Below are 19647 nucleotides of genomic sequence, written 5' to 3' on the forward strand. Positions count from 1 at the left end.
TAAAGTGAAATTATAATTTTACTCCTCCTCTAAAGCTATTTTATTTACTTGAAACGTCATGGTAGGTATTGGTCCTGTGATTTCGTTTATCCTAGAATTAGTGTAATATAACTCATTATTAAAAATACTAAAAGTATCTGCCCAACGGACTAAATCACCTTCAACAACCGTTGTTGTTTGACCATCTGGAGTTCTTTTTATAATAGCATTATTTTCTAAGTCTGCGTAATATAAATTGGCATATTTGTCAAATATCATTCCGTCAGGAGCAGCTGTTTTGGCTATAGTTTCTACTCCAACTTCAATAGCTTTATCACTTCCATTAATCAATAACGTCGTAGGTATAGCATATAAAGTATAGCCAGTTAAAGCATGATAGTACAGTTTATTATCTAATGGATTAAGTGCTATACCATCAGAATGAACATTATTTTTCCACTGTGTACCATTAATAGTTAGATGGTCTGTCTCAGAGGTTGTAGAGCTGTGGTCTGTTAATACACGTTTAAATAATCCACTTTCTAAATTTAAAACTAACAAACCTGCATGTCCAGAATCTGTAAAATAAGCCATGTTATTTTCTCTATCAATGCGTACATCATTTATGTAAGAGTCTTTAAAAAATACAGCATCAGTTAAGGTGTAGACCTTTTGCAAACTGTTATTGTCTAAATTAAATACAAATAGCTTTGGGTTTGATAGTACACCTTTAAAAAATGGATTTCTAGTATCTACTACAAACAGTTGATTTTTAGAAGCTACAACAGATTGCACAGCTACAAAAACAGAATCTGTTATTTTAGCATCAGTGGTCCAACTGTTCCATTTTTGATTTGGATAAGCAATGGATTGTTGGCCAATTACTTCTGTGACAGAATGTTTAACTGTAGGTCTCCAACGCGGAAAGTTTACAAAAACACGACCAGAATCGCTTACTGTAACACCTGTAACTTGTTGACCTGTAAATTCTGCTACTTTGGTAACTTTAATGCTATCTTGTTTTATGGCTTGGTTTACAGTATCTATTGTTGTTTTAGTTTTATCCGTTTTACAGGCTATAAGACTAAACGTAATAAAGGTTAAAAGAAATAACTTTTTCATAGTTGTTTATTTTACTTGTTTTGTTCTGCAGTAATTTCGGCAATCTTGCAAATCACTTCTGTTGCTTTTATCATACTTTCCACAGGAACATACTCATAACGTCCATGAAAATTATGTCCTCCAGCAAAGATGTTTGGACAAGGTAAGCCCATGTAACTTAATTGCGATCCGTCTGTACCACCACGAATGGCTTTAATCAATGGTTTGATATTTAATTGCTTCATAGCTTCTTCTGCAATATCAACAATATGCATTACAGGTTCCACTTTTTCTTTCATATTAAAATATTGATCTTTAATTTCAATAGTCACAACTTCTCTTTCATATTGCTCATTAAGCTCATCGGTTAACTTTTGCATCATTTCTTTTCTAGCTTCAAAATGACCTAAATCGTGATCTCTAATAATGTATTCTAAAACAGTTTCTTCAACTTCTCCAGAGATAGCGTACAGGTGGAAAAATCCTTGGTAACCTTCAGTATGTTCCGGAGTTTCTAATCTTGGCAACGAGTTGATAAACTCTGTAGCAATGTACATTGAGTTAACCATTTTACCTTTAGCATAACCTGGATGTACAATTTTTCCTTTTACTTTTACAACTGCTCCTGCAGCATTAAAGTTTTCGTATTCTAATTCTCCAATTTGGCTACCATCCATGGTGTAAGCCCAATCTGCACCAAATTTTTCGACATCAAATTTATGTGCACCACGACCAATTTCTTCATCAGGTGTAAAACCAACTCTAATTTTTCCGTGTTTTATTTGTGGGTTAGCAACAAGATATTCCATTGCAGATACAATCTCTGTAATACCAGCTTTATCATCTGCTCCTAAAAGTGTTGTTCCGTCTGTTGTAATTAATGTTTGACCTTTGTATAACAGTAGGTCTTCAAAATAATCAGGAGATAATACAATGTTTTCTGCTGCATTTAAAACAATATCTTTTCCATCATATTTATCAATAATTTGAGGCTTTACATTAGCACCTGTAAAATCTGGAGTTGTATCAAAATGAGAAATAAATCCAATAGTTGGCACATCATGATCCACATTACTAGGTAAAGTTGCCATTATATAAGCGTGCTTGTCTATGGTGACATCTTCTAGACCAATAGCTTTTAGCTCGTCTACTAATGCATTTGCTAAATCCCATTGTTTAGCAGTACTAGGTGTTGTGTCGCTTGCTGGATCAGACTCAGTATCCACAGTTACATAACCTACAAATCTTTTAATTATATCTTCTTTTGAAATCATTTTCCTTTAACTTTTAATTCAGGGTATAAAGTTACAATTATTAAGTTTTTTAGCTTTTGAATTGCTCATTTTTTTAATTAGAATTACTTTTGTGCAAACCTATTAAGATGTACAAATCCCTTCTAAGACCTTTATTTTTTAGTTTCGATCCTGAAAAAATTCATCATTTCACATTTTCATTAGTAAAAGTAACGTCTAAGATTCCAGGTATGGCGTCATTGTATAGACGTTTGTATACTATTGAAGATCCTAAATTAGAACGAAAACTTTTCGGTTTAACCTTTAAAAACCCAGTCGGATTAGCAGCAGGTTTTGATAAAAATGCGGTGTTGTATAATGAATTGGCAAACTTTGGTTTCGGTTTTATAGAGGTTGGTACTGTTACTCCAAAAGGTCAGGTTGGTAATCCAAAAAAACGTCTGTTTAGGCTAAAAGACGATCAAGGGATTATTAACAGAATGGGCTTTAATAACGAAGGTTTAGAACAAGCCATTATTCAACTTAAAAAAAATAAAGGAAAACTTATTATTGGTGGTAATATTGGAAAAAACACACAAACTAAGCCTGAGGATTATACCAAAGATTATTTAGAGTGTTTTAACGGTTTACATCCTTACGTAGATTATTTTGTACTTAATGTAAGTTGCCCAAATGTGGGTAGCCATGCTAAATTAAACGATAAAGACTATTTGTTAGAGCTTATTAGTACTGTGCAAAAAGCTAATAACACGTTTGAAAAACAAAAGCCAATCTTACTTAAAATTGCACCAGATTTAAATACTATTCAATTAGATGAAATTATCGAGCTAATTGCCGAAACTAATTTAGATGGTGTAATTGCAAGTAATACGTCTGTGGATCGCTCTAATTTAAAAGCTTCCGCAGAACGCTTAGCCGAAATAGGTAATGGTGGTGTTAGCGGACAACCAGTTAAAGATAAATCTACTAAAGTGATTAAATACCTTGCAGATAAAAGCAATAAAGCCTTCCCAATTATTGGCGTAGGAGGTATCCATTCTGGACAAGATGCTTTAGATAAGATTCAAGCAGGAGCGGACTTAGTCCAAATTTATACAGGTTTTATTTATGAAGGACCAAGTCTTATTAAAAAAATTAATAAAGCTATTTTAAACAAAGGGTAAATGAATTACGAAATACTTCTCGGATTTATTTTAGCCACAACAGCATTAGCTTTATCACCAGGACCTGATAATATTTACGTTTTAATGCAAAGCATTACTAATGGACGTAAATATGGTATAGCGACCGTTTGTGGTTTAATTTCTGGTTGTTTAGTGCATACTACTTTAGTTGCTTTTGGAGTGTCTGCTATTATAAAAGAAAGTGATACGTTGTTTTTTATAATCAAGAGCTTAGGTGCAATATACCTACTATACTTGGCTTTTAATGTTTTTAAAAGTGATGCAACTGTGAGCTTAAGTAATGATGCTGCTCCAAAAAAAAGCTTAATACAGTTGTTTAAACAAGGTGTGATCATGAATGTGCTAAATCCTAAAGTATCTATTTTCTTTTTGGCATTTTTTCCAGCGTATTTATATAGTGATACCATTAATACTGTTACTCAATTTTATGTGTTAGGTCTATTATTTATGGCTACGTCATTTATAGTATTTGCATTAATCGCAATTTTAGCAGGATTTATTTCTGATTATTTAAAACAAAGTAAAAATATTGGGTTGGTTTTAAAGTGGTTACAGATTGTTGTCTTTATTGGGATTGCAATTTTTATATTCCTTTCAGAAAATTAAACTATTTTTATAGAAGAATTATATACAAAATGTCAAATCAAGTAAAAGTTATAGAATGTCCAAGAGATGCCATGCAAGGCATTAAACAGTTTATACCTACAGATCAAAAAGTGCAATACATACAATCGTTGCTTCGTGTTGGTTTTGATACAATTGATTTTGGTAGCTTTGTATCTCCAAAAGCAATTCCACAAATGGTGGATACTGCAGAGGTATTATCTAAACTAGATTTAAGTACTACTAGTAGTAAATTGTTATCTATTATAGCAAACTCTAGAGGTGCAGCAGACGCTTGCAAACACCCAGAAATAGACTATTTAGGTTATCCGTTTTCTATCTCAGAAAATTTTCAAATGCGTAACACGCATAAGACTATAGCACAATCAATCGTATTACTTCAGGATATTTTAAATCAAGCAGATGCAGCTAATAAACAAGTTGTAGTCTATATATCCATGGGATTTGGTAATCCTTATGGAGATCCATGGAATGTGGAAATAGTAGGAGAGTGGACTGAGCGTTTAAGTAAAATGGGAGTAAAAATCTTATCATTAAGTGATACTGTCGGAACCTCAAATCCAGAAAATATAGAGTATCTCTTCTCTAATTTAATTCCGCATTATAAGGATATCGAGTTTGGTGCACATCTACACACCACACCAGATTCTTGGTTTGAAAAAATTGATGCTGCTTACAAAGCAGGCTGTAAACGTTTTGATGGTGCAATCCAAGGTTTTGGTGGCTGTCCTATGGCTAAAGACGATTTAACAGGTAATATGCCAACCGAAAAAGTGTTATCCTATTTAACTTCAAAAAAGGTTAATAATTTAAATGCAATGTCTTTTGAAAGTGCTTACAATGAGGCCTCTAAAATATTTAAAGCTTACCACTAACCATACTATAACTCATTAACTTTCATTAAAAATGAAAGAACTTTAACAGGTGTAACTCTTTGATTTACATACTGTTAATATCTTTATGTGTTTTTAATTTAAATTTATTCTAAATAAACTTGCATGAAATGCTTTTCGTTTTTATTTTTGCAGTCAAATTGCAAATCTATTTGTAATTAGTCTAAATAACAATTAAACTTAATATAACACAAAAAAAATGAAAAAAATCGCATTAGGATTAGCTGCATTTGCTACGTTAGCACTAACGTCTTGTAGCAGTGACGATGACAACAATCAGGTTTTTACTAATAATGTAATAGCTCCAGATACGTATACGTTTGAAAGAGATGGAAACTCGACAGTTAGCTTTGGTGGTCAAACAACACGTATCCAAATGGCTCAAGAAATTGTTTCAGGTATGGTAGACCCTTCTAATACAGAAGCTATTCTAGATAACATGTTTGCACACGTGCAAGATGCTAACGATTTTTCAGACGCAAATTTAAACGCATCAGATAAAAACGTAAGAAGTAAAATTGCAGCCTCTACAGATTTTTATTCAGCAAACACAACAGATGCCAATAACATCAAAGCGACTTTTGATTTTTTTATTGAAGAACAAGTAAATACAGTATTCCCTAATTGGTCAACAACAGCAACAGCAGGAGTTGCAGGACAATTACAGCAAGTTGGTGGTGGAGCAACACGTTATGTAAATGACAAAGGTTTAGAGTACAATCAAGCATTTGCAAAAGGTGTAATTGGTGCATTGATGGTAGACCAAATGTTAAATAATTATTTAAGTCTATCTGTTTTAGACGAAGCTGATAACAAAGCTAATAATTCGGCAGGTGTATTAGATGGTACAAATAACTATACAACAATGGAGCACAAATGGGATGAGGCTTACGGTTACTTATATGGTAATGAAGACAATCCAGCTGTTCCAGTATACGAAGCAGATAAATTTTTAAGTGAATATGTTGCTAAGGTAAATGAAGATTCTGATTTTGAAGGTATAGCATTAGATATCTATAACGCATTTAAATTAGGTCGTGCAGCAATCGTTGCTAAAGATTATGAATTACGTGATGTACAAGCACAAGTAATTAGAGGAAAAATATCTGCAGTGATTGGTATTAGAGCCATCTATTATTTACAACAAGGTAAAGCTAATTTAGATTTAGATAAGGCATCAGCATTTCATGCATTGTCAGAAGCTTACGGATTTATTTATAGCTTACAATTTACAAGACAACCAGGTACAAACGATCCTTACTTTACTAAAGACGAAGTACAACAAATGTTAGATCAGTTAATGTTAGGAGATGGATTTTGGGATGTAACAGAGTCTTCATTAGATGCCATTTCTAATACTATAGCTGCTCAGTTTTATTTTACTGCAGGTCAGGCTAGTAGTTTATAAAATATATAATTTATTATAGCAGTTGTTTATTTAAACGACTGCTATGTTTTATTTTTGCACACTGAAAAAGAAAAAATTTTAATTATGAAAAAGTTAGTTTACATCTTTGCTATTATGTTAGTAATAGTAGCCTGTTCAGAGTCTGATGACACAGGAAGCAGCACTAGTGCTTCGCCTGATAATTATAATAGAGTTGCTATGCAAACCAACTTAGCAGATAATATAATTATACCAAGGATTCAAAATTTAAAATCAGCTTTACAAACGTTATCTGATGTAAATAATACGTTTACAGCAACGCCAAACCAAGCTAATTTGGATAATATTAGAGCTGCTTTTGTAAGTGCATATAAAGATTGGCAATTAGTAGAGCCTTTTAATATCGGTCAAGCCGAAATATTACAATATAACTTTAAAATGAATGTCTATCCTACAACAGTAGCAGACATTGAAGCTAATATCGCCAACGGAAACTACGATTTATTAGCAGCTGCTAATAATGATGCAGTAGGTTTTCCTGCTGTAGACTACATGTTACATGGTATAGCAGCAACAGATGCAGACATTTTAAATAAGTATACAAACGCAAACTACGTAACATACTTAACAGATTTAATTGCACAAATGAATAGCTTAACACAAAACGTGTTAACGGATTGGACAACAAATTACAGAACTGTATTTATTAACAGTACAGAAAATACAGCATCAAGTGCAGTAAATAAATTTATAAACGACTATATTTTTTATTTCGAAAAAGGATTACGTGCTAATAAGTTTGGTATTCCTGCAGGTGTATTTTCTGCAACGTCACTGTCAGACAAAGCAGAAGCTATTTATAATGGAACAATCTCCAGAGATTTAGCAATTATAGCTTTAGATAATGTACAAAATATTTTTAATGGTAAAGCTTCTAGTACAGCTCCAACTGGAGAAGGTTTTTATAAGTATTTAGTAGCATTGGACAGAACAGATTTAGCAACATTAATTAATACAAGAATTGATGATGCTAGACAAAAAATACAAAATTTAAATGCGGATTTAAAAACACAAGTTGAAGTTGATAGTGTAAAAATGACTGAAGCGTATGACGCCTTACAATTAGTAGTTATATCTTTAAAAGTAGATATGTTACAAGCTTTTAATGTAAGCGTAGATTATGTTGATGCAGATGGAGATTAATATCAAGTAACAATAATAAATAAAAGGTTGATTTAAAAGAGTCAACCTTTTTTTATATTATGGAATTAAACCTAAAAACATATCTAAACAAAACCACAGATGCAGCTCCTTTGGCTGTGTTCAGGATTGGTTTTGGATTAATGATGTGCTATGGCATGATTCGTTATTGGTTAAAAGGATGGATTGATACGGTTTATGTACAACCTCAATTTCATTTTAAGTATTACGGTTTTGAATGGGTTAAATCCTTAGGTGAGTATACCTATTTACTATTTTTTATTTGTGGTTTGTCAGCTTTATTTGTCGCTATTGGTTATAAATACAGATTAGCCATAATTACCTTTTTTATTAGTTTTACTTATATAGAGTTAATCGAAAAAACCACCTATTTAAATCATTACTATTTTATAAGTATTCTTAGCTTTTTAATGTTGTTTTTACCAGCTAATGCTTATTTTTCATTAGATAACTATACATCAAAAATTAGCTATAAAAGTATTCCTAAATGGAGTATAGACGCTATAAAACTACTGTTAGGTATTGTTTATTTTTACGCAGGATTAGCCAAAATAAACAGCGATTGGTTATTAAAAGCCCAACCCTTAAAAATTTGGTTACGCTCTAAATACGACTTACCATTTATTGGCGAAACTATTATGCAGCAAGATTGGTTTCATTGTGCTATGAGCTGGTCAGGTATGTTATATGATTTACTAATTCCGTTTTTTTTACTGTCCAAACGTACTCGATTTGTAGCTTTTATAATGGTCATATTTTTCCATGTATTCACACGTGTTTTGTTTCCTATTGGGATGTTTCCGTTTGTTATGATAGTAAGTGCATTAATCTTTTTTGATGCCTCGTTTCATCATAAAATAATACACACATTAAAATCGCTGCTTGGCTTTATTTCCGCGAAAGCGCAACCCATAACATCTAAATCAGTCTACACAATAAGGCATCGTAAATTAGTACTACCAATTCTAGGGTTATTTTTTGTGTTGCAATTGTTACTTCCGTTTAGATATCTGTTGTATCCAGGCGAATTGTTTTGGACAGAAGAAGGTTATCGCTTCTCATGGCGAGTCATGTTAATGGAAAAAATGGGAAACACAACCTTTAAAATTAAGGACGAACAAGGGAATGCGTTTTTAGTCAATAATGCCGATTTTTTAACACCTTTACAGGAAAAACAAATGAGTTTTCAGCCTGATTTTATTTTAGAATATGCACATTATTTAGGCGATCATTTTACCAAACAAGGCTATAAAAATGTACAAGTGTACGCTAAAAGTTATGTAGCTTTAAATGGACGATTAAGCCAATTATTTATTGACGAAAGCGTAAATTTGTACCAAGAAAAAGAATCGTTTAAACACAAACACTGGATTTTACCATTTACAGATGAAATTAAAGGACTATAACCTATTACTATTATTGATGTTATCTGCTTTTAGCACGTTAGCACAACAGCAAATTTCTGGTGCAATTACTAATCAAAATGGCGAAGCACTAAGCGATGTTGGCGTTTATGATAACGTTAAGGGGTTGATAACCAAGTCTGACGTTAACGGTAATTTTAATTTTGAAACTGAAAAAGCAACACTTAATTTAACCTTTTTTAATTACGAATATCAAGTTTTAGAGCGAACAGTGACGTCAACCGAAGCTAAAAACTTAAAAATAATATTACTACCTCTAAGCGAAACAACATTGTCTGAGGTGGAAATTACCGTTAGAAAAGCAAAATTATTTAGCCTAAAACAATTAGCAGACGTCGAAGAAACTGCTATTTACGCAGGAAAAAAGACGGAAGTGGTTTTAATAGACCAATCTATGGCTAATCTTGGTGCTAATAATGCCAGACAATTATACAGTCAAGTAGCAGGTTTAAACATTTATCAAAATGACGATGCAGGTTTACAGTTAAATATTGGTGGACGTGGTTTGGATCCAAACCGTACTGCTAATTTTAATACACGTCAAAATGGATACGATATTAGTGCAGATGTATTAGGTTATCCTGAGAGTTATTACACACCAACTGCAGAGGCATTACAAGAAATACAAATTGTTAGAGGTGCAGCCTCATTGCAATACGGAACACAATTTGGTGGTTTGGTTAATTTTAAAATGAAAACTCCAAATACTGAAAAACCATTAGAACTGATTTCAAGAAACACGGTTGGAAGTAATGGACTATACACCAACTTTACTAGCGCAAGTGGTACCAAAGGTAAGTTGAGTTATTACACGTTTTTTAACTATAAAAAAGGAGACGGATTTAGACCAAACTCTAATTTTGAATCTAAAAATTTTTACGCGCATTTAGGATATCAGTTTAATGATAATACTAAGTTGGAAGGAGAGGTAACTTATTTAAGATACTTAGCTAAACAAGGTGGAGGATTAAACGATGATCAGTTTGAAGCAGATCCATACCAAAGTAATCGTTCTAGAAACTGGTTTCAGGTGGATTGGTTACTGTATAATTTAAAACTGTCTCATAAGTTTTCTGAAAACACAAACTTTACATTTAATGCATTTGGATTAAATGCATCTAGAGACGCTTTAGGATTTAGGACTAACCGTGTGGATCAACCGGACAGTAATGGTGTTAGAGATTTAATAAAAGGAGAATTTGATAACTATGGTTTTGAAACCAGAGTTTTAACCAACTATGATTTGTTTGGTAAAAAGTCCATTGGCTTACTTGGTGCTAAGTTTTATAAAGCAGAAAATACCTCTGAGCAAGGTCCTGGAAGTGATGGTTCTGATCCCAATTTTGATTTTCAGTATGATGCATTTCCAAATTACAGTAACCAATCTAACTTTACTTACCCTAATTTAAATCTAGCTGTTTTTGGAGAAAACATTGTGTATTTAAACGATAAGCTATCTATAACTCCTGGTTTTAGATTTGAATATATTAACACCCAAAGTGATGGTTTTTTTAGACGTATAAATACAGATGCTGCAGGTAATGTTATTTTAAATGAAAAAATTGAAGATGACTTAACCAAAGAACGCTCATTTGTGTTATTAGGTTTAGGTGCAAGTTATAAACCAAGTACTGCGTTTGAGGTTTACGGAAATATTTCGCAAAACTACAGATCAGTAACATTTTCTGATATAAGCATTAATAATCCAGCGTTTATTATTAGTCCAGATATTGACGACGAAAGCGGATTTACTGTAGATGCAGGAGTAAGAGGCAAATGGTCTAACAATATATCGTACGATGTTAGTGCGTTTAGCTTATTTTATAATGACAGAATAGGATTTGTGCAACGTGTAATTGCAGACGGAAATATTAAAAGTGAAAGAGGAAACGCTGGTGATGCCATGATGTATGGTATTGAGAGTTTAGTAGAATTTAATTTAGAAAACCTGCTGTTAAAAAACGAAGATTATATACTTAACTATTATGTCAATTTTTCATATGTAGACTCAGAGTATACAAAATCTGAAGAGCTTGGAGTAGAAGGTAGTAAGGTGGAGTTTATACCAAACTACAACTTTAAAACAGGTGTAAGATTAGGTTACAAAGACTTTTTATCTAATATTCAATATACCTATTTGTCCTCTCAATTTACAGATGCGACTAATGCGACTGACGGTAATTTAAGTGGTGTCATTGGAGAGATTCCTTCATACGATGTCTTAGATGTGTCTTTGTCGTACAAGTACAAACAATTTAAGCTAGAAGCAGGAGTAAACAACCTTTTGGATAACGCTTATTATACAAGACGTGCAACAGGATATCCAGGACCAGGAATCATTCCTTCGGCTAACCGAAATTTTTATACAACCTTAGAGGTTAAATTTTAAGCAACAATCCGTTAATTATGCAGTTTGATTAATATATAAAACGTATCTTTACTCGCAATTAATTCTAATTGCAATGACAGCACACGAAAATAAAATAGTAGGAGAAGGATTAACTTACGACGACGTCCTTTTAGTACCTGCTTTTTCTGATGTTCTTCCTCGCGAAGTCAACATTCAATCAAAATTTACACGTAACATTACCATTAACGTACCAATAGTTTCTGCAGCTATGGATACCGTTACAGAAAGTCAAATGGCTATAGCTATGGCTAGAGAAGGTGGTATTGGTGTGTTACATAAAAACATGACTATAGAGCAGCAAGCGACTAAAGTACGTAAAGTAAAACGTGCCGAAAGTGGTATGATTATAGATCCTGTAACGTTACCAATGACTGCAGTAGTTGCAGACGCTAATAATGCAATGCGAGAGCATGGTATTGGTGGTATCCCTATAGTAGACGATAATGGTTTATTAAAAGGAATTGTAACCAATCGTGATTTACGTTTCGAGCATGAAAAAAACAGGCCAATAGTTGAAGTAATGACTAGCGAGAATCTAGTAACAGCTCCTGTTGGAACGTCTTTAAAAGATGCCGAAAAAATATTACAACAACATAAAATTGAAAAGCTTTTAATTGTCGAAGGTGATAAGTTAGAAGGCTTAATTACTTTTAGAGATATTACTAAGTTAACACAAAAGCCAATAGCAAATAAAGATACTTTTGGTCGTTTACGTGTAGCAGCAGCTATAGGTGTAACAGGAGATGCTGTAGATCGTGCCGAAGCTTTAGTAAATGCAGGTGTCGATGCTATTGTCATTGATACTGCACATGGTCACACTAAAGGTGTGGTAAATGTGTTAAAAGAAATTAAGAAAAAATTCCCAAAATTAGACGTTATAGTTGGTAATATAGCAACAGGAGCAGCAGCTAAATATTTAGTTGAAGCAGGAGCAGATGCAGTAAAAGTTGGTATTGGACCAGGTTCTATTTGTACGACTCGTGTTGTGGCAGGTGTTGGTTTCCCTCAATTTAGTGCAGTGCTAGAAGTAGCAGCAGCAATAAAAGGAAGTGGAGTACCAGTAATTGCAGATGGAGGAATTAGATATACAGGAGATATTCCTAAAGCATTAGCAGCAGGAGCAGATACAGTTATGTTAGGATCCTTACTAGCAGGAACAAAAGAAAGTCCAGGTGAAACTATTATATATGAAGGACGTAAGTTTAAATCGTATAGAGGTATGGGATCTGTTGAAGCTATGAAGCAAGGTAGTAAAGACCGTTACTTCCAAGATGTAGAGGACGATATTAAAAAATTAGTACCAGAAGGTATCGTTGGACGTGTACCTTATAAGGGAGAATTATATGAAAGCTTACACCAATTTATAGGAGGTTTAAGAGCAGGAATGGGATATTGTGGAGCAAAAGATGTTGCCACTTTACAAGACACAGGACGCTTTGTCAAAATTACCGCTTCAGGTATCAACGAAAGTCATCCACATGATGTTGCCATTACTAAAGAGTCTCCTAATTATTCTAGATAGATTTTAAGTCAAATATTTTATAAAAAAGCACAACCAATGGTTGTGCTTTTTTATTGTTTGAAAATTTTATGTTGTTGTAGCCAATTAGATCTAATTGTTAATTTTACTATAACGACACTAAAGAAGTGCTTAAATATTTCTATTTTCAAACTATAAAATTAGTAAAGGTATTTGCTTCAAAATATACCATCATAACCAACAATATTTAGCATGGAAATTATAGGAAACATTATTAAAGGTGCCATAAACATAAAGGAGGCATTAACTCCGGAAGTTAATCCTGTAGAAGCACAACAAAAAGTATTACAAAACTTATTGAGTACTGCTAAAGATACCATGTTTGGTAAGGCGTATGACTTTGAAGTAATAAGCAAAGCAGATAATCCAGAAGTTGCTTTTGCTAATAGTGTGCCTTATTTTGATTACAACCAAATCAATGACAAATGGTGGTCAAAATTACATGAAGGTTTAGAGGATGTCACTTGGCCTGGAAAACCGTCTTATTTTGCATTAAGTTCTGGTACCACAGGAAAAATTAGTAAGCGTATTCCTGTGACTGATGATATGTTATCTGCAATTAAGCAAGCAGGAATAGACCAAGTCACAGCATTAAGTAATTTTGATTTGCCAGCCGAGTTTTTTAGTAAAGAGGCGATGATGTTGGGAAGCTCTACCAATTTAAAAGAAAAAGATGATCATTTAGAAGGAGAAATAAGTGGTATTACAGCTAGTAATATTCCATCTTGGTTTAAAGGGTTTTATAAACCAGGTGAAGATATAGCTAAAATTGAAGATTGGGATAAGCGTGTTGAGACCATAGCAAAACGAGCTAAACAATGGGATATTGGCGCTTTAAGCGGAATTCCGTCTTGGATGGAACTGATGTTAAAAACGGTTATCGACTATCATAAAGTAGACAACATTCACGATGTTTGGCCAAACCTTCAAGTGTATACCTCAGGTGGTGTTGCTTTTGGGCCTTACCAAAAAAGTTTTAATGCATTATTAGGAAAACCAGTAACTGTGATTGATACCTATTTAGCCTCAGAAGGTTTTTTAGCATTTCAAGCTAGACCAGAGACTGATGCGATGCAATTGGTTACAGATGGCGGAATTTATTTTGAGTTTGTACCATTTAAACCAGAATATATTAATCCAGATGGATCTTTAAAAAACGAAGCACCAAGTGTGACTTTAAAAGACGTGCAATTAGATCAAGATTATGTAGTTATTATTAGTACAGTAAGTGGTGCATGGCGTTATTTAATTGGAGATACTATTGAGTTTACTGATGTTGAGCGTGCCGAAATCAAGATTACTGGTCGTACTAAGTTTTTTTTAAATACAGTCGGATCGCAATTATCAGTAAATAAATTGGATGATGCTATTAGGCACTTAGAAGAAAAATTTAACACTACAATCCCAGAATATACTTTATGTGCTAAACGTTTTGAGGATGGTTTTTACCATAGTTGGTATATAGGTTCTGAAGGTTTAAACCAAGCAAATAGTAGTATTGCAAACGCCTTAGATGAGTTTTTAAAAAATGCTAATAAAAACTACAAAGTTGCTAGAGGTAAAGCCTTAGAAGGCGTAAAAGTAGAAGTAATTAGTCCAGAGGTTTTTGCAGAATGGAGTGGAGCTAATAAGAAAAAAGGAGGTCAAGTTAAAATGGAACGTGTCATGGGAGAGGATAAGTTTAAGGATTGGGAAGCATTTGTTGCTAAAAATTAAGACTCAGAAAGATTAGCATCTCTTTGATTTATAATTTCCATGATTTCTTCTGGAGATAAATAATATTTTTTAATTCGTGCAATATAAGATTGCTCTAAATTTGCTTGACTTAATATAAAGGCCTTTGTTTTTAAAATGTATTGTTCCATTCCTGATTGTACAGCATAAGTGTCAGCAGCACGCTCTGCAGTTGCAATATGATTGTCGGATAATAAATACTTTACACCAAACCACATCAGGTTGAGGTTGCTTCGGTTTTTGTAATCCATAACATGACCTAGCTCATGACCAATCCACCCTATTAATACCTCTTGTGGCATATCTACTGTGTATAAAACTTCACCAGAAATTTTTACAGTTTCGCTTATAAAAATATTATAAGATCGTTGTCCTTTTCTTTTTAAAAAACTACTAGCAGTTGGTTGTGCTTGCATAGTCGATTTTTTAATGTTTTTTTTGAATTCAAAATTAATTGCAGTGTCTTTTAATTCTGGATAAAAAGACAAAGCAGTTTCGATTTCATTTTTTATAGATTCAGGTATTACGGTTTTAGGGTATAATTGGTTTGTCATTAGCGTTAAGATAATTAGTTTAATCAACATCATTAAAATAATATAAGTTATAATAACTAAAGACAAAACCATTTAACTTTTAACTAATGTTTTTTAACACATTTAGATAAAAAAAAGCACAACGCTTAGGTTGTGCTTTAAATTACTTTGAAACTAAAGTATATTTTTAATTAACTAATACGATCAGGCCAGAAATTAGGATGCTCTCCACTAAACCCCATTTTTGGAAGGTTGTTTATTTGTTTCATTTCGTCCGCAGACAGTTCAAAATCAAAAATATTAATATTCTCTTCAATTCTTTCTGGCGAATTAGATTTAGGAATAATAACCACGTTATGTTGAATAATCCAACGTAGACATATTTGCGAAACCGATTTTTGATGTGTTTTGGCAATGTCATTTAAAGTTTGATTTTCAAATACTTTTCCTCGTGCTAAAGGCGACCAAGACTCAACGGTTATATTTTTAGATTGACAATATTCAGTTAATTCTTGTTGCCAATACCCAGGATGAAACTCGATTTGATTAACAGTAGGAATAACCTTTGCAGTTTTAAATAACGCTTCCAAATGTTCTTGAAAAAAATTACTAACTCCTATGGATTTAATTTTACCTTCAGCTTGTAATTCTTCCATTGCGCGCCAGCTTTCTGCATTAGCGTGTTGCCAATTATCGTAGTTTTTAGCGTTAGCAGGCCAATGGATTAAATATAAATCAATATAGTCTACATTTAACCGTTGTAACGATTTATTAAATTGGTCTTTAGCCGATTGATAGCTTAAGTTTTCTCGCCAAAGCTTGGTGGTAATGTAAATGTCTTTTCTGTCAATACCACTAGCTTTAATGCCTTTTCCAACAGCTTCTTCATTTCCATAAATAGCAGCTGTATCAAGCAACCGATAACCTTTAGCTATAGCAGTAGAAACGGATTTAATACCTTCTTGTTCTGTGCATTTATAAGTTCCAAATCCAACTAGTGGAATATGTTTACTATCGTTTAGGAGTATTTGTTTCATAACAGTAGTTTTGGTGTTTAAAATATTACTACTTAAAGGTAAGCTTAATGTTGTTTTTTAAAAACTATTTGTACTGTTTTAACAAGGTTTTAGCGTTACAAATTAGTCCAAAGTGACGCAAGTTATTTCTACAATTTTACCAGCCATACAGGTGTCAAAAAGATCGTTTTTTTCTATATAACTAAACTTGATTTTGGTATTATCTATTAATTTTATATCAAAGCTATTTAGGTTAGTTGGATTTACTGTTTTACCATCATTTAATGCAATCATCCAACCACAACCATCTAAACCAGTCTTATTAACCAATGTACCTTTTACACTGTTTAAGCAATTAGAAGTGTTGTTTTTGGTATTGGCACAGGACCAGGTTAATAGTATTAAGCTTAAAAGTAAAACTATGTTGTTTTTATTTTGAGACATACATTGGAATTTTAAATTAGATAAATACTAAGTTAATCTATTTTAGTAACCTTTAAAAATTGGTATAAAAAAAGCACGATTATAGGTCGTGCTTTTTTTTTTATTTAAGAAAAAGAGTTTACATACTTTTTACAAAGTCTAGAAAAACTTTTTTATGAAGTTCTAAATCTAAATTAGGAGATAAAGAGGCACGTACGATGTAATCTTTATCACCTTCTTTAGTTGTGCCTTGTGTTGAGGTTGCAGGAATAGTCCAGTAACAACCATTTAATTGACCATAACTAACGCAATATTTACTCTCATTTGGAATTTGAGTAATCATTAGGTTAATTAATTTTAAGTTTAAAGCGCGTTTATAGTCTTCTTTTTCTTGTGCTGTGTTTCCTTTTGTTGGAAGGTCTAACGAGAAAACAGAAGGTGTAAAATCTTGCTCAGCAAGTGCTTCTGATACAAAATTGATTTTAGCTTCTGGTAGCGTATCGTGTATAAAATTAACAAACTCACGTGTATTGCTGTAAGCGTCTTTAATTCTTTGATTCATTGAAGGTAATTGCTTTGCTAAAATTTCATATTGAAGATTAGTCGCTTCATTATCGCAAAGGGTTAAATGGTTTTCTATGTGAACCATTAAATCTTGCGTTTTAGTATTACCTACACAATAACCAGCAGTACAATGTCCACCACTAGGAAATTTTGATCCGCTTGCATAAGATATTGTTCGTACGCTAGATAGTATTTTGTCTTCACCTAAAAATAAAACATTTGGACAAAAGGTTTGATCTAAAATAAATACTGGGTCTATTGCTATATCACCATTTGGTGTGTGTCTAACTTTACTTAATGCAGCCTTTAATTGTAAAAGATCTGGAACTTCAACTCTAGGATTTGTCGGAATTTCTGCAATAATATAAGGTACTGCATCTTGACTTGCAATAGTGTTTAAAACGGTATCAATACTTGTTACCATGTCATTGTCACCATCCACAGGTAAATCTACTACTTCTACATTGTCAATACATGCAGCAACACGTCTAGCTTGATCGTTAGTACCACCATAACAGTTTGGAGGAACAATAAACTTAATGTCTTTTCCTTTGTGGTTAATTAACGCATCATGTATAAGTCCCATCATGATAGCATACTGGATTGATAATCCACTAGAGCCTACTAACGGTTTAGAAGGTGATCCTGTAATGGCTTTTATAGTTTCCAGGACCTTAGCTTTATCTGTCTGTAGTGTGCTACTTGTATAATCTGATGTTGTTGTGTTAATTAAATCCTGTAAAGCAGCTAAGCAATTAATAGGTGTCATTGCAATGGTTTCTCGTCGTCTTACATGTTGTATGTCAGAAATATAAGCTTCGTTTTTTGCTCCATTTACTAATAATACACTTCCTAAATCACTATGTAAGTTAACTGTAAAATCTATGTTACTAGTTAAATTTGCATGACATATATCGTTTTGTTGATTGATAAAGATGGTACTACCATTAAAATCAGTTATGTCTTGAGCAGAATCTACTTGCTTTAATTCAAAATTATAACCATAAACGCTACGTAATACTTCAGCATCAAAAATACTTGGTAATTTACCAATGTAGTTGATTTGTGTTTTTTTATCCGCTAAAAGATTTTTTCTTAAAACAGACAATATTGGAGTTGTTTTAGATGAAAAACTTATAACCGCTTCAGGTTTTAAATTATTTAAATCAGCAATAACCCATTCTAATACACAAGATAGTGGATGACCAAGTCTAATATAATCGTAAGCAGTTGGTAATTGGTTTAAAGCGGAAGCTTCAGCATTATTGTTATTATATAAATTCTCAAATTGATTTAAAAATTCAGTTTTAGCTAATTTTTCGTTATAGATATCTAAGCGATGCGTGGTTAAATTCAACCAGCCAGTTGGCATGTTTTGAAGTACATCTTTAAGATAATTTATCATTTTATTATTGTTCATAATTTCTCCTTTAAAATAGGAGTGCAAGGTACAATAATTAGATTTGTTTTAAAAGAAGAATAGCCAGTGTTGTTACCTAACATACATAAGTAATGGTAGGTGATTTAAGCGTGTTTTGTCTATCAAAAAGGTAACATTATAATTAATAAACATTTAACTAATATAGTATGTTTTAAATAGCTTAAAACTATGATGTACTATTACTAGTTTTATAACTATTCTGCGTAAACTTGTCCACGATGTGGTTTTAATGCATCACGTATGGGCTTCATTTCTGTTTCATTAACCACCATAAAAGCAATGCTATGCATATCGCTAAGTGTTTTAAAACCTGTAATATTTAACTCAGTTTTTTCTAAAGTTATATACTCTTTAAGATGTATTTCGTGGTGTTGGGCAATTTTTAAAGCATCAGGACCTCTAAAGTCCCAAATTAATTTAAGTTTTCTCATGTTTAATTTTTAACAGACTTTCCTATTTCTATATAATTTTTAAAATCGTATAAATATTTTTCCGATTGTAACTTTATTGCTTTTGGCATTAAAAGTAACATTAGACGTTTAGAAAAAGTAGTTGGTATAAACTCGTTGTTACACGTCCATAATGTGCTATTATCATCAACGACTTTAAATTGGTTTTCTTGGATGTTATGCATGCCTGCAGAATCAAAGTTGTAATGAACCGTTTTATTGTTTTTAATATAAGTCACAGTTTCTATAACACTCAATTTTCGTTTGCCAAAAGTGTAGTTTAATTTCATTTGTACACCTACTTCATTAGGTAAACCGCTTAAATGCTCAAAACTAGTTAAACCAGGATGCCAATGTTTTCTGGATTCATGGTCTTGTAAAAGCCTAAAGCATTCTTCAATAGGTTTTCTAATTAATACTGTAATTGTATATTTCATATAAAAAAATAACACGTAAGCTTAAATAAAAGCA

The 19647-nt window shown here is 32.5% G+C and carries 17 protein-coding genes; 9 read left to right on the forward strand and 8 right to left on the reverse strand.

All coding sequences use genetic code 11. From position 1 onward, the window contains the following. Positions 1 to 18: 18 nt before the first annotated feature. On the reverse strand, positions 19 to 1101 hold the full coding sequence (locus B2989_RS03475; RefSeq protein WP_292944182.1) for an SMP-30/gluconolactonase/LRE family protein: 1083 nt from the start codon (positions 1099 to 1101) through the stop codon (positions 19 to 21). A gap of 11 nt (positions 1102 to 1112) precedes the next feature. Continuing rightward, complete coding sequence (gene pepT, locus B2989_RS03480; protein ID WP_292944185.1) at positions 1113 to 2354, reverse strand: peptidase T; 1242 nt, start codon at positions 2352 to 2354, stop codon at positions 1113 to 1115. A 107-nt stretch (positions 2355 to 2461) separates the two neighbouring features. Here pepT and B2989_RS03485 point away from each other — a divergent pair, with 107 nt between their 5' ends. The 9 genes from B2989_RS03485 to B2989_RS03525 all read left to right on the forward strand — a co-directional run bounded on the left by B2989_RS03485 (position 2462) and on the right by B2989_RS03525 (position 14732). Further along, positions 2462 to 3496, forward strand: coding sequence for a quinone-dependent dihydroorotate dehydrogenase (locus tag B2989_RS03485; RefSeq protein ID WP_292944188.1), 1035 nt, complete (start codon positions 2462 to 2464; stop codon positions 3494 to 3496). Continuing rightward, positions 3497 to 4123 (forward strand): LysE family translocator, encoded by a 627-nt coding sequence (locus B2989_RS03490; protein ID WP_292944191.1) that lies wholly within the window; start codon positions 3497 to 3499, stop codon positions 4121 to 4123. Between the two features lie 29 nt (positions 4124 to 4152). After that, positions 4153 to 5016 (forward strand): hydroxymethylglutaryl-CoA lyase, encoded by an 864-nt coding sequence (locus B2989_RS03495; RefSeq protein ID WP_145000099.1) that lies wholly within the window; start codon positions 4153 to 4155, stop codon positions 5014 to 5016. A 217-nt stretch (positions 5017 to 5233) separates the two neighbouring features. Continuing rightward, on the forward strand, positions 5234 to 6442 hold the full coding sequence (locus B2989_RS03500; RefSeq protein WP_292944196.1) for a DUF4856 domain-containing protein: 1209 nt from the start codon (positions 5234 to 5236) through the stop codon (positions 6440 to 6442). An 84-nt stretch (positions 6443 to 6526) separates the two neighbouring features. Beyond that, complete coding sequence (locus B2989_RS03505) at positions 6527 to 7624, forward strand: imelysin family protein (RefSeq protein WP_292944199.1); 1098 nt, start codon at positions 6527 to 6529, stop codon at positions 7622 to 7624. Positions 7625 to 7683: 59 nt separating this feature from the next. Then, entirely contained in the window at positions 7684 to 9048 is a 1365-nt protein-coding gene (locus tag B2989_RS03510) for an HTTM domain-containing protein (protein ID WP_292944202.1), read from the forward strand. Then, positions 9029 to 11455, forward strand: coding sequence for a TonB-dependent receptor family protein (locus B2989_RS03515; RefSeq protein WP_292944205.1), 2427 nt, complete (start codon positions 9029 to 9031; stop codon positions 11453 to 11455). The genes B2989_RS03510 and B2989_RS03515 overlap by 20 nt, the downstream gene beginning before the upstream one ends. A 73-nt stretch (positions 11456 to 11528) precedes the next feature. Further along, positions 11529 to 12998: an IMP dehydrogenase gene (gene guaB, locus B2989_RS03520; protein WP_292944208.1), complete on the forward strand. Its 1470-nt coding sequence runs from the start codon at positions 11529 to 11531 to the stop codon at positions 12996 to 12998. A gap of 210 nt (positions 12999 to 13208) precedes the next feature. Next, complete coding sequence (locus tag B2989_RS03525) at positions 13209 to 14732, forward strand: GH3 family domain-containing protein (protein WP_292944211.1); 1524 nt, start codon at positions 13209 to 13211, stop codon at positions 14730 to 14732. Here the strand turns inward: B2989_RS03525 and B2989_RS03530 are convergent. From B2989_RS03530 to B2989_RS03555, 6 genes are all read right to left on the reverse strand, one after another. After that, the gene (locus B2989_RS03530; protein ID WP_292944214.1) at positions 14729 to 15304 is read right to left on the reverse strand and encodes a hypothetical protein; all 576 of its coding nucleotides are present in this window, start codon (positions 15302 to 15304) and stop codon (positions 14729 to 14731) included. The two genes, B2989_RS03525 and B2989_RS03530, sit on opposite strands and share 4 nt — an antisense overlap. A 170-nt stretch (positions 15305 to 15474) precedes the next feature. Continuing rightward, the gene (locus B2989_RS03535) at positions 15475 to 16320 is read right to left on the reverse strand and encodes an aldo/keto reductase (protein WP_292944217.1); all 846 of its coding nucleotides are present in this window, start codon (positions 16318 to 16320) and stop codon (positions 15475 to 15477) included. A gap of 102 nt (positions 16321 to 16422) precedes the next feature. Continuing rightward, positions 16423 to 16743: a hypothetical protein gene (locus B2989_RS03540; RefSeq protein ID WP_292944220.1), complete on the reverse strand. Its 321-nt coding sequence runs from the start codon at positions 16741 to 16743 to the stop codon at positions 16423 to 16425. 118 nt (positions 16744 to 16861) lie between these two features. Then, on the reverse strand, positions 16862 to 18706 hold the full coding sequence (locus tag B2989_RS03545; RefSeq protein ID WP_292944223.1) for a PLP-dependent transferase: 1845 nt from the start codon (positions 18704 to 18706) through the stop codon (positions 16862 to 16864). A gap of 215 nt (positions 18707 to 18921) precedes the next feature. Next, on the reverse strand, positions 18922 to 19158 hold the full coding sequence (locus tag B2989_RS03550) for a hypothetical protein (protein WP_292944226.1): 237 nt from the start codon (positions 19156 to 19158) through the stop codon (positions 18922 to 18924). Between the two features lie 2 nt (positions 19159 to 19160). Further along, the gene (locus tag B2989_RS03555; RefSeq protein ID WP_292944229.1) at positions 19161 to 19613 is read right to left on the reverse strand and encodes an SRPBCC family protein; all 453 of its coding nucleotides are present in this window, start codon (positions 19611 to 19613) and stop codon (positions 19161 to 19163) included. Between the last annotated feature and the right edge of the window lie 34 nt (positions 19614 to 19647).

The sequence above is a fragment of the Olleya sp. UBA1516 genome, from assembly GCF_002323495.1.
Taxonomy (GTDB): domain Bacteria; phylum Bacteroidota; class Bacteroidia; order Flavobacteriales; family Flavobacteriaceae; genus Olleya.

What these genes read in the sequence shown, in the direction of transcription:
- B2989_RS03475 (WP_292944182.1), bottom strand. Translation starts at nt 1,101, where the DNA reads ATGAAAAAGTTATTTCTTTTAACCTTTATTACGTTTAGTCTTATAGCC.
- pepT (WP_292944185.1), bottom strand. Translation starts at nt 2,354, where the DNA reads ATGATTTCAAAAGAAGATATAATTAAAAGATTTGTAGGTTATGTAACT.
- B2989_RS03485 (WP_292944188.1), top strand. Translation starts at nt 2,462, where the DNA reads ATGTACAAATCCCTTCTAAGACCTTTATTTTTTAGTTTCGATCCTGAA.
- B2989_RS03490 (WP_292944191.1), top strand. Translation starts at nt 3,497, where the DNA reads ATGAATTACGAAATACTTCTCGGATTTATTTTAGCCACAACAGCATTA.
- B2989_RS03495 (WP_145000099.1), top strand. Translation starts at nt 4,153, where the DNA reads ATGTCAAATCAAGTAAAAGTTATAGAATGTCCAAGAGATGCCATGCAA.
- B2989_RS03500 (WP_292944196.1), top strand. Translation starts at nt 5,234, where the DNA reads ATGAAAAAAATCGCATTAGGATTAGCTGCATTTGCTACGTTAGCACTA.
- B2989_RS03505 (WP_292944199.1), top strand. Translation starts at nt 6,527, where the DNA reads ATGAAAAAGTTAGTTTACATCTTTGCTATTATGTTAGTAATAGTAGCC.
- B2989_RS03510 (WP_292944202.1), top strand. Translation starts at nt 7,684, where the DNA reads ATGGAATTAAACCTAAAAACATATCTAAACAAAACCACAGATGCAGCT.
- B2989_RS03515 (WP_292944205.1), top strand. Translation starts at nt 9,029, where the DNA reads ATGAAATTAAAGGACTATAACCTATTACTATTATTGATGTTATCTGCT.
- guaB (WP_292944208.1), top strand. Translation starts at nt 11,529, where the DNA reads ATGACAGCACACGAAAATAAAATAGTAGGAGAAGGATTAACTTACGAC.
- B2989_RS03525 (WP_292944211.1), top strand. Translation starts at nt 13,209, where the DNA reads ATGGAAATTATAGGAAACATTATTAAAGGTGCCATAAACATAAAGGAG.
- B2989_RS03530 (WP_292944214.1), bottom strand. Translation starts at nt 15,304, where the DNA reads ATGACAAACCAATTATACCCTAAAACCGTAATACCTGAATCTATAAAA.
- B2989_RS03535 (WP_292944217.1), bottom strand. Translation starts at nt 16,320, where the DNA reads ATGAAACAAATACTCCTAAACGATAGTAAACATATTCCACTAGTTGGA.
- B2989_RS03540 (WP_292944220.1), bottom strand. Translation starts at nt 16,743, where the DNA reads ATGTCTCAAAATAAAAACAACATAGTTTTACTTTTAAGCTTAATACTA.
- B2989_RS03545 (WP_292944223.1), bottom strand. Translation starts at nt 18,706, where the DNA reads ATGAACAATAATAAAATGATAAATTATCTTAAAGATGTACTTCAAAAC.
- B2989_RS03550 (WP_292944226.1), bottom strand. Translation starts at nt 19,158, where the DNA reads ATGAGAAAACTTAAATTAATTTGGGACTTTAGAGGTCCTGATGCTTTA.
- B2989_RS03555 (WP_292944229.1), bottom strand. Translation starts at nt 19,613, where the DNA reads ATGAAATATACAATTACAGTATTAATTAGAAAACCTATTGAAGAATGC.